The organism is Streptomyces sp. NPDC050560 (assembly GCF_044457285.1).
In the GTDB taxonomy this organism is placed as follows: Bacteria; Actinomycetota; Actinomycetes; order Streptomycetales; family Streptomycetaceae; genus Streptomyces.
In genome coordinates this window covers 573,383-584,169 of the sequence record NZ_JBITGT010000002.1, presented here as the reverse complement: position 1 = coordinate 584,169, position 10,787 = coordinate 573,383, and the positions used below count along the sequence as shown (strand labels likewise).

Annotated in this window: 1 protein-coding gene (cut by a window edge); it reads right to left on the bottom strand. The window is 78.8% G+C overall.

The window, feature by feature from the left end:
* Positions 1-7: 7 nt before the first annotated feature.
* On the bottom strand, positions 8-10,787 hold the final stretch of the coding sequence (locus tag ACIBIW_RS07180; protein ID WP_399332812.1) for a type I polyketide synthase. Its footprint extends 17,843 nt past the window's final position; the window shows 10,780 of its 28,623 coding nt (coding positions 17,844-28,623); its start codon lies beyond the right edge, outside the window; its stop codon occupies positions 8-10.

Genomic DNA, 10,787 nt, shown 5'->3' with positions numbered 1-10,787 from the left:
AGCTCCGTCAGTCGAGCGAGGGGTCGGTGTCGGGCAGGTCGGTGCTGTCGTCGAGGACGCCGCCGACGCCGCCGACATCGCCGTCGAGCGCCGCGCGCACCAGGTCGTCCACCGTCATGGTGTCGATCAGTTCGTCGTTGCCGTCGCCGCCGTCACCGTCGCCGTCGCCGGGGGCCGCGGGGTCCGCGGCGCCTTCGGCGTCGGCCGTGTCGAGCCGCAGCAGCGGTTCGAGCGCGCCGATCTCGCGCAGCCTGGCAAGCGGCACCGAGGCGAGCAGCGCCCTGACCCGTGCCTCGTCGGCCTCGTCGGCCTCGGCGCCGGGGCCAGGGGCGGCGGCGGTGTCGTCGGGCAGCGCCTCTTCGAGCACGTGCGCGGCGAGTTCCGCCGGGGTCGGGTGGTCGAAGACGAGGGTCGCGGCGAGCCGCAGCCCCGTGACCGCGTTCAGCCGGTTGCGCAGCTCCACCGTGGACAGCGAGTCGAACCCGAGGTCCCTGAAGGGCCGTTCCGCGCCGACGGCTGCGCTGTCGGTGTGGCCGAGCACCTCGGCGGCCCGCTGCCGTACGAGGTCGAGCACCAGGTCGAGGCGGCCCGCGCGCGGTGTGGCGAGCAGCCGGTCGCGGAACTCCCGCGGCGCGGGCACGGCGCGGGCCCCGGCGCCGGTGGCCGCGGCGCCCGGCATGTCGCGCAGCAGCGCGGGCACCCGGCCCGCCCTGGGCGCGCCGCCCGGTGCGGCGAGGGCGGCGACCAGCGCCGTCGGCTCGTCCTCAGCGGCCAGTTCGAGCAGCGCGGCGCAGGCGAGGTCCGGGTCCATGAGGGCGATCCCGGCGCGCCGCTGGGCCTCGACGGCCCTGGCGTCGCCCGCCATGCCGCCGCCGCCCCACGCGCCCCAGCCGATCGAGGTGGCGGGCAGGCCCCTGGCGGCCCTGGACTCGGCCACCGCGTCGAGGACCGCGTTGGCGGCGGCGTACCCGGCCTGTCCCGGGTTGCCGACGGTGGCGGTCGCCGAGGAGAACAGCACGAACGCGTCCAGGTCGTACCCGGCGGTCAGCTCGTCGAGGAGCAGCGCCGCGTCCGCCTTGGCCCGGAACACGGAGGTGAACCGGTCGGGGGTCAGCCCCTCGATGACGCCGTCGTCCAGGACGCCCGCGGTGTGCACGACCCCGGTCAGCGGCCGGTCGGCCGGTACGGCGGCGAGCAGCGCCGCGAGCTGGTCCCGGTCGGCGACGTCGCAGGCGGCGAGGGTGACCCCGGCGCCCAGCGCGGTCAGTTCGGCGCGGAGTTCCGCGGCGCCCGGCGCGTCCTGGCCGCGGCGGCTGGCGAGCACCAGGTGCCCCGCGCCCCCGGCGGCCAGCGCCCGCGCCACCTGGGCGGCGAGCGCCCCGGAGCCGCCGGTGACGAGGACGGTGCCCGAGGGGCGCCAGCGGCGGCGCTCCCCCGCGACGGGCGCGGGCCGCAGCCTGCGGCCGAAGACGGCGGTGGGGCGCACCGCGACCTGGTCCTCGCCTTCGAGCCCCGCGAGCGCGGCGAGCAGGCCGTCCGCGGTGCGCGCGTCGATGCGCTCGGGCAGGTCCACGACGCCGCCCCAGCGGTCGGGGAACTCCAGCGCGGCGACCGCGCCGAGGCCCCTGACCGCGGCCTGCGCCGGGTCGCGCGGCGGGTCGGTCCTGCCGACCGAGACCGCGCCGCGGGTGGCGCACCACAGCGGGGCGCCGACGCCCGCGTCGCCGAGCGCCTGGAGCAGGGCAGCGGTGCGCGCGGCGTGCGCGGCGGCGGGCCCGTCGCCCGGCAGCGCGAGCACTCCGCCGACGGTGCGGCCCTCGGCGGCGGCGCCGAGCGCGGCGGCGAGCGCCGCACGGTCGGCGCCCGGCACGGCGACCCGCAGCGCGTCGGGGCCGAGCGCGGCGAGCACCGCGGCCTCCCACGCGTCCGCGCCCGGGTCGGCGCCCGGGGTGCGGGGGGCGACGACGAGCCAGGTGCCGGTGAGGGACGCGGCGCCGCCGCGGTCGAGGGGCCGCCAGCCCACCCGGTGCCGCCACCCGTCCACGGTGGCCTCGCCCGCGCGCCTCCTGTGCAGGTCGCGCAGGGCGGGCAGCACCTCGGCGAGCGCGTCGCCGTCCACGTCGAGCAGGTCGCGCAGCGACGCGAAGTCGGCGGCGGCGCCCCCGGCTCCTCCTTCGGTCCCGGCGCCCGCGGGGCCGTCGTCGACGAGCCCGGCGAGCGGGTCGGCGGCGTGCGCCGCGCGGGGCGCGGCGGGCGCGTCGGGCCAGTAGCGGCGCTGCTCGAAGGCGTACGTGGGCAGGTCCACGGGCGTGGCGCCGGTTCCGGCGAAGAAGGCGCGCCAGTCCACCGCCGTGCCATGGGCGTGCGCGGCGGCCAGCGCGGTGACCAGGGTGGTCTCCTCGCCGTGGCCGCGCCGCAGCACCGGCGCCACGAGCGGCTGCCGCCCGTGCCCGGCCCCCGCCGCGGTCTCGGCGGCCAGCGCGGTGAGGGTGGCGTCGGGCCCGACCTCAAGGAGTGTGGTGACGCCTTCGCCGACCATGGTGCGTACGGCGTCGGCGAAGCGGACCGCCTCGCGGGCGTGCCGCACCCAGTACTCGGGGGTGGCGATGGTGTCGGCGCCGACGCGCTCGCCGGTGAGCGCGGAGACCACCGGGATCTCGGGCGCGGCGAACGACAGCCGCGACAGCACCGCGCGGAACTCGTCGAGCATGGGGTCCATCAGCGGCGAGTGGAACGCGTGCGACACCCGCAGCCTGCTGCTCTTGCGTCCCGGCAGCGCGGCGACCACCGCGTCCACCTCCCGCGCGGCGCCCGAGACCACCACGGAGCCGGGGCCGTTGACGGCCGCCACCGACACCCCGTCGGTGAGCAGCGGCGCGACCTCCTCCTCGGTGGCCCGCAGGGCGACCATGGCGCCGCCGCGCGGCAGCGCCTGCATGAGCCGCCCGCGCGCGGTGACGAGGGCGCAGGCGTCGTCGAGCGAGAGCACCCCGGCGACGTGCGCCGCGGCGATCTCCCCGATCGAGTGCCCGGCGACCTGGTGCGGTGTCACCCCCCAGGAGGCGAGGAGCCGGAACAGGGCGACCTCGACGGCGAACACCGCGGGCTGGGTGGTGCCGGTCTCGTCCAGCACGTCGGCGGCGTCGGTGTTGTCGGTGCTGTCGGTGTCGGCGGCGTCCTCGGCGGTGTGGCCCCACAGCGCGGCGCGCAGCGGGCGCGCGTCGCCGCGGTGCTCGTCCAGGGCGGCGAGCACCGCGTCCAGCTCCCGTGCGAACGCGGGAATCCGCTCGTACAGCTCCCGCGCCATGCCGGGCCGCTGGCTGCCCTGCCCGGAGAAGAGCATCCCGAGCCGGCCCGTGCGCGGCGCGGTGTCCGTCAGCAGCCGCGGGCCGCCGCGCCCCTCGGCGAGCGCGGCGAGCCCGTCGAGCAGCGCGCCCGGGTCCTCGGCGACGACGGCGGCGCGGTGCTCGAACACGGCGCGCGTGGTGGCCGCGGCGAACGCCACGTCGGCGAGCGCCGTGCCGGGCTGCGCGGCCAGCCGCGCGGCCAGCGCGCGTGCCTGGGCGCGCAGCGCGGCCTCGGTGCGCGCGGACAGCAGCACCGGCAGCACACCGGGGGCGCGCTCGGGCCGGGCGGGCGGCGCGGCGGGCTCGGCGGGCGGCTCCTCCAGGATGAGGTGCGCGTTGGTGCCGCTGGCGCCGAACGAGGACACCGCGGCCCTGCGCGGCCTGCCGGCCGCGGGCCAGGGGGTGTTCTCGGTGAGCAGCCGCACCGCGCCCGACTCCCAGTCCACATGCGTGGACGGGGTGTCCGCGTGCAGCGTCCTCGGCAGGGTGCCGTGCCGCATCGCCGCGACCATCTTGATGATGCCCGCGACACCCGAGGCGGCCTGGGTGTGCCCGATGTTGGACTTCACGGAGCCGAGCAGCAGCGGGCGCTGGCGGCCCTGCCCGTAGGTGGCGAGCAGCGCCTGCGCCTCGATGGGGTCGCCGAGTTCCGTGCCGGTGCCGTGCGCCTCGACGGCGTCCACGTCCCCGGGGGCGAGCCCGGCGGCGGCGAGCGCCCTGCGGATCACCCGGCGCTGGGCGGGGCCGCTGGGCGCGGTGAGGCCGTTGGAGGCGCCGTCGGAGTTGACGGCGGAGCCGCGTACCACCGCGAGCACCCGGTGCCCGGCGCGGCGCGCGGCCGAAAGCCGCTCCACGACGAGCATGCCCGCGCCCTCGGACCACCCGGTGCCGTTCGCGCCGTCCGAGAACGCCTTGCAGCGCCCGTCGGGCGACAGCGCGCCGAGGCTGCCGAACTCGAACAGCACGGTCGGCGTCGACATCACGGTGACACCGCCCGCGAGCGCCAGTTCGCACTCGCCCGCGCGTACCGCCTGCGCGGCCAGGTGCAGGGCGACGAGCGAGGAGGAGCAGGCGGTGTCCACGGACACGGTGGGCCCCTGGAGGCCGAAGACGTACGAGACCCGGCCCGAGAGAAGGCTCCCCGACTGCGCGGTCTGCCACTGGTCGCCGCCGCCTTCGCCGGTCAGTGGCCGGTAGTCGCCGCTGCCGCCGCCGACGAAGACGCCGACGTCGCCGCCGCGCAGCCCCGACGGGTCGATCCCGGCGCGCTCAAGGGCCTCCCAGGTCACTTCGAGTACGAGGCGCTGCTGGGGGTCCATCACCAGGGCCTCGCCGGGCGAGATGGAGAAGAAGCCGGGGTCGAACTCGGCGGCGTCCGGCAGGAAGCCGCCGCGCTGCGCCACCCCGGCGGCCAGCGCCGCCATGTCCCAGCCGCGGTCGGCGGGGATGTCCCCGGTGGCGTCGGTGCCGTCGAGCAGCAGCCGCCACAGGTCCTCGGGGGAGGCGACGTCGCCCGGGTAGCGGCAGCTCATGCCGACGATGACGACCGGGTCGTCGTCCCCGGCCCCGCCCCCCGCGGGCGCCACGGCGGCGAGGGCGCCGGACCCGTCGTCGCCGCCGAGGAGTTCGGCGCGCAGATGGGCGGCGAGCGCGGTCGGCGTCGGGTGGTCGTAGACCAGGGTGGCGGGCAGCCGCAGGCCGGTCGCGGTGGCCAGCCGGGTCCGCAGGTCCACCGCGGTCAGCGAGTCGAAGCCGAGGTCGCGGAAGGGCCAGGCGGGCTCGACCGCGTCGGGCCCCTCGTGCCCGAGTACGTCGGCGATCCGCTCCCGTACCAGGCGCAGCAGCAGCGGTTCGCGCTCCGCGGCGGGCAGCGCGAGGAGTTCGGCGCGCAGCCCGGAGCCCGCGGCCCCGGCGGCGGCGAGCGCGTCGAGCGCGGCGGCCGCCTCCGGCACCCCGCGCAGCAGCGGGCTCGGCGCGCCGTCGCGGTACGCGGGCGCGAACAGCTCCCAGTCGATCTCCGCGACGAGCGCGGTGGGGGCGCCGTCGGCGACCGCCGCGGGCAGCGCGGCGAGGGCGGCGTCCGGGTCCATGGCGGGCAGCCCGCTGTTGCGCAGGTGCGCGTCGGGTGCGCCGGTGGCGCCGCGCCAGGCGCCGAAGGACACCGCGAGCGCGGGCCTTCCCGCGGCGTGGCGGCGCCGTGCGAAGGCGTCGATCGCGGCGCCCGCAGCAGCGGCGGCGCCCTGGCCGCGCAGCCCCACGGTCCCGGCGAGCGGGCAGAACACCACGAACGCGGCGGGCCCTTCGCCCGGTGCGCCGTCCCCGGTGGCGGAGTCGGCGACCGCGGCGAGCGCGTCGAGCCCGGCGACGAGCGCGGTCAGGCCCGCGGGCGGTGCGGCGCCCCGCTCGTCGTCGGCGACCAGCACGGCGGTCAGCGGCGGCGCGCCCTCGGGCAGGCGGGCAAGCGCCGTGCGCAGGGCGGCGGTGTCGTCGGGCGCGCAGGCCACGAGCGTCACCGGCACGCCCGCGGCGGTGAGTTCCGCGGCGAGCGCGGGCGCGCCGTCGGCGTCCTCGCCGCGGCGGCCGGTCAGCACCAGGTGGCGGGCGCCCGACCTGGCGAGCCAGCGGGCGGCGCGCTGCCCCATGGGGCCCGTGCCGCCCGCGACCAGGACGGTCCCGGTGGGCCGCCACTCGTCCGCGGGCCGCCCGGCGCGCACCAGGCGCCTGCCGAACAGGCCGTCGGCGCGCACCGCGACCTCGTCCTCGGCGGCGACATCGTCGGCAGCGGCGGCGGCGAGCGCCGTGCACAGCAGGGCTGCGGCCGCCTCGTCGGGTGCGGCGGGCAGGTCGGCGAGGCCGCCGAACGCGTCGGGCCGCTCCACGGCGCAGACCCGGCCCTCGCCCCAGAGGGCGGCGGAGAGCGGCGACTGCGGGGCGTCGTCGTCCGCGCCGGTGGCGACGGCGCCGCGGGTCAGGCACCACAGCGGCGCGGTGATCCCGGCGGCGGCCAGTTCGTCGAGGACGGCGGAGGGGAACGCGTCGGGCGCGGGCGCCGGGGTGTCGAGCGCGCGCAGCGACACCACCGCGTCGGGCCGCCCGTCCGCGAACGCCGCGAGGTCGGCGCCCGGTTCGGCGTAGGCGACGTGCGCGGCGTGCTCGGCGAGCACGGCGGGCAGCCAGGTGTCGGTGTCGGACCCGGGGCCGCCGAGGACGAGCAGCCGTCCCGCGGTGGCCGCGGGGGCCGCGGGCAGCGCGAGCCACTGCTCCCGGTAGCGCAGGCCCTCGGCGGCGGCGCGCGCCCTGCGGCGGCGGCGCCACGCCGACAGCGCGGGCACCACGTCGCTGACGGACGCGCCGTCCACGTCGAGTTCCGCGGCGAGCGCGGCGAGCGCGTCGGCGTCGGCGTGCTCGGCGGTGGCCCAGAACTCGGCGTCGTCCCGGTCGCCGCCCGCGGCGGTGAGCGGCGCGGTGGGGCGCGGCCAGTAGCGGCTGCGCTGGAAGGCGTACGTGGGCAGGTCGACGCGGCGGGCGCCGGTCCCGGCGAACCACTCGCCCCAGGCCACCGCGGTGCCCCGGGCGTGCAGCGCGGCCAGCGCGGTGACGAGCGCGGTCTCCTCGTCGCGGTCTTTGCGCAGCAGCGGCACGAGCAGCGCGTCGCGCTCGCCGACGGTGCCCGCGGCCATCGCGGTCAGGACCCCGTCGGGGCCCAGCTCCACGAACGCGGTCACGCCCGCGTCGAGGAGCGCGCCGACCCCGTCGCCGAAGCGGACGGTGTCCCGTACCTGCCGCACCCAGTAGGCGGGGTCGCACAGTTCGTCGGAGGTGGCGGGGGCGCCGGTCACGGTGGACACCAGCGGGATCTCCTGCGGGTGGTACGTGAGCCCGGACGCGACCGCCGAGAACTCGTCGAGCATGGGGTCCATCAGCGGCGAGTGGAAGGCGTGGCTGACCGTCAGGCGGCGGGTGCGGCGGCCCCTGGCGGCGAGTGCGTCCGCGACGGCGGTGACCGTGTCGAGCGCCCCGGAGAGCACCACGGACCCCGGCCCGTTGACGGCGGCGAGCGCCACGTCCCCGGTCAGCAGCGGCAGCACTTCGTCCTCGGTGGCCTCAACGGCGACCATGGCGCCGCCGCGCGGCAGCGCCTGCATGAGCCGCCCGCGGGCGGCGACCAGGGTGCAGGCGTCGGGCAGCGACAGCACCCCGGCGACGTGCGCGGCGGCGATCTCGCCGATCGAGTGCCCGGCGAGCAGGTCGGGCCGCAGCCCGAGGGAGCGGGCGAGCCGGTACAGGGCGACCTCGACCGCGAACAGCGCGGGCTGGGTCCACCCCGTCTCGTCGAGCAGCGCGGCCTCGTCGCTGCCGGGCTCCGCGAACACCAGCTCCGCGAGCGGCCGTTCGAGATGCACGTCGAGGTGGGCCGCGACCTCGTCGAAGGCGTCCGCGAACACCGGGAAGCGGCCGTACAGCTCCCGGCCCATCCCGGCGTACTGGCTGCCCTGCCCGGTGAAGAGGAACGCGGTCCTGCCGTCCGCGCCCGAGGCGACCCCGGAGGGCCCCTCGGCGACACGGCCGGGCCCGGCGAGCAGCACCGTACGGTACGGGAGCGCGGCGCGGGCGGTGGCGAGGGTGAGGCCGACGTCGGCGCGTGGAAGACCGGCGGCGGCGCCGGTCACCCGCTCGACCTGCGCGGCGAGCGCCGCGGCGGTGCGGGCCGACACCGGCCACGGCACCACCGCGGGCACGGCCGCGGGCTCCGCCGCCGGGGGCGCCGCGGGCGGCGCGGGGGCCTCCTCGACGACGACGTGCGCGTTGGTGCCGCTGACGCCGAACGCGGACACCCCGGCCCTGCGGGGCCCGGCGCCCGAGGGCCACGCGACGTTCTCGCGGACGAGTTCGACGGCGCCCGACTCCCAGTCGACATGCGGGCTCGGCGCGTCCACGTGCAGGGTCCTGGGGACGGTGCCATGCCGCATCGCCAGCACCACCTTGAGGACCCCGGCGACACCGGCCGCGGCCTGGGTGTGCCCGATGTTCGACTTGACGGAGCCGAGCAGCAGCGGCCGCTCGCGGCCCTGCCCGTAGGTGGCGAGCAGGCTGCCCGCCTCGATGGGGTCGCCGAGCGTGGTGCCGGTGCCGTGCGCCTCCACCGCGTCCACGTCGGCGGGCGTGAGGCCCGCGTCGGCGAGCGCGGCGCGGATGACGCGCTGCTGGGAAGGGCCGTTGGGGGCGGTGAGGCCGTTGGAGGCGCCGTCGGAGTTGACGGCGGAGCCGCGCAGCACGCCCCACACCTCGTGCCCTTGGCGGTGCGCGTCGGAGAGCCGCTCCAGGACGAGGACGCCCGCGCCCTCCGCCCAGCCGGTGCCGTCGGCGGCGGCCGCGAACGCCTTGCAGCGGCCGTCGGCGGCGAGCCCGCCCTGGGTGGAGAACCCGATGAACGCGTCCGGGCTCGCCATCACCGAGACACCGCCCGCGAGCGCGAGCGAGCACTCGCCGGAGCGCAGCGCGCGGGTGGCCCAGTGCATGGCGACCAGCGCCGACGAGCAGGCGGTGTCCACGGTGACGGAGGGCCCTTCGAGGCCGAGCGCGTACGACACCCGCCCCGACATCACGCTCGCCGGGGTGCCGGTGGCGAGGTACCCGGCAGCCTCGGGGGCGCCGGTGCGCACCAGGGACGCGTAGTCCTGCCCGTTGGTGCCGACGAAGACGCCGGTGGCGCTGCCGCGCAGCCCTGTGGCGTCGATCCCGGCGCGCTCCAGCGCCTCCCAGGCGGTCTCCAGCAGCAGCCGCTGCTGCGGGTCCATCGCCAGCGCCTCGTGCGGGGAGATCCCGAAGAAGCCCGCGTCGAAGTCGGCGACACCGTCGAGGAAGCCGCCCTGCGCGGTGGCGGAGGCGCCCGCGGCGAGCGCGGCGAGGTCCCAGCCGCGGTCGGTGGGGAACCCGGTGACGCCGTCGCCGCCCTCGTCGAGCAGCCGCCACAGGTCCTCGGGCGACGTGACGCCGCCGGGGAAGCGGCAGCCGACGCCGACGATCGCGATCGGGTCGTCGGACACGTCGGCTGCGGCCGTGACGGCGGGGCGCGCGGGTTCGGCGGGCACACCGGTGAGTTCGCCGACGAGGTACGCGGCGAGCGCGCCCGCGTTGGGGTAGTCGAAGACGAGCGAGGAGGGCAGTGCGAGGCCGGTGGCGGCGCCGAGCGCGTTGCGCAGCTCCAGGGTGGTCAGCGAGTCGAAGCCGAGGTCCTTGAAGGCGCGTTCCGCGTCCACGCCCGACGCGTCGGCGTGCCCGAGCACGGCGGCGGCCTGGGCGCGCACCACGTCGAGGACGGTGCGCTCGCGGTCGGCGGGCGCCAGCCCGGCAAGCGCCTCACGCAGCGGGCCGCCCGCGCCGCCGCCGGTGGGCGCGGCGGCCCGGGCGGGCCCGTCCTGTGCCCCGGCGGCGGCGCGCACGGCGGGCAGGTCGCCGATCAGCGGCAGCGGGCGCAGCGCGCCGAACACGGCGGCGAACCTGGCCCAGTCGACGTCCGCGACGGTGACCGCGGTGTCGCCGCGCTCCAGCGCCCTGCCGAGCGCGGCGAGCGCGCGCCCCGTGGCCATGGGGGTGAAGCCGCCGCGCCGTACACGGACCGCGATGTCGGCGCCCTCGGCCATGCCGTCCTGCGCCCAGGGGCCCCAGGCGACGGCGGTGGCGGGCAGTCCGAGGCCGCGGCGGTGCTCGGCGAAGGCGTCGAGGTACGCGTTGGCGGCGGCGTAGTTGCCCTGTCCTGCGGCGCCGATGACGCCCGCGGTGGAGGTGAACAGCACGAAGGCGTCGAGCGTAAGGTCCGCGGTCAGCTCGTGCAGCACCCGTACGGCGTCCGCCTTCGGGCGCAGTACGGCGGCGAGGTCGTCGGTGGTGAGGGTGTCGAGCACCCCGTCGGCGAGGGCGCCCGCGACGTGGAAGACGGCGCCGAGCGGCCGGTCGTCGGGGAGGGCGCCGAGCAGCCGCGCCATGGCGTCGCGGTCGGCGGCGTCGCAGGCGGCGACGGTGGCCTCGGTCCCGGACTCGGCCAGCTCCGCGACGAGTTCCGCGGCGCCCGGCGCGTCCATGCCGCGCCTGCTGGTGAGCAGCAGGTGGCGGGCGCCGAGCCCGGCGAGCCAGCGGGCGACATGGCGGCCGAGGCCGCCGGTGCCGCCGGTGACGAGGACGGTGCCGCGCGGGGCGAAAGGCCCGGCGGCGGCGCCCTCGGCGGCGCCCGCGTGGGTGAGGCGGCGCGCGTACACGCCGGAGGCGCGTACCGCGATCTGGTCCTCGCCGTCGCCCGCGGTGAGGGCCGCGAGCAGGCGGCGCAGCACGGCGGGTTCCGGCTGTTCCGGCACGTCCGCGAGGCCGCCCCAGCGCTGCGGGGTCTCCAGGGCGGCGACCCGGCCGAGGCCCCATACCGCGGCGGCCTCGGGCGCGGTCACC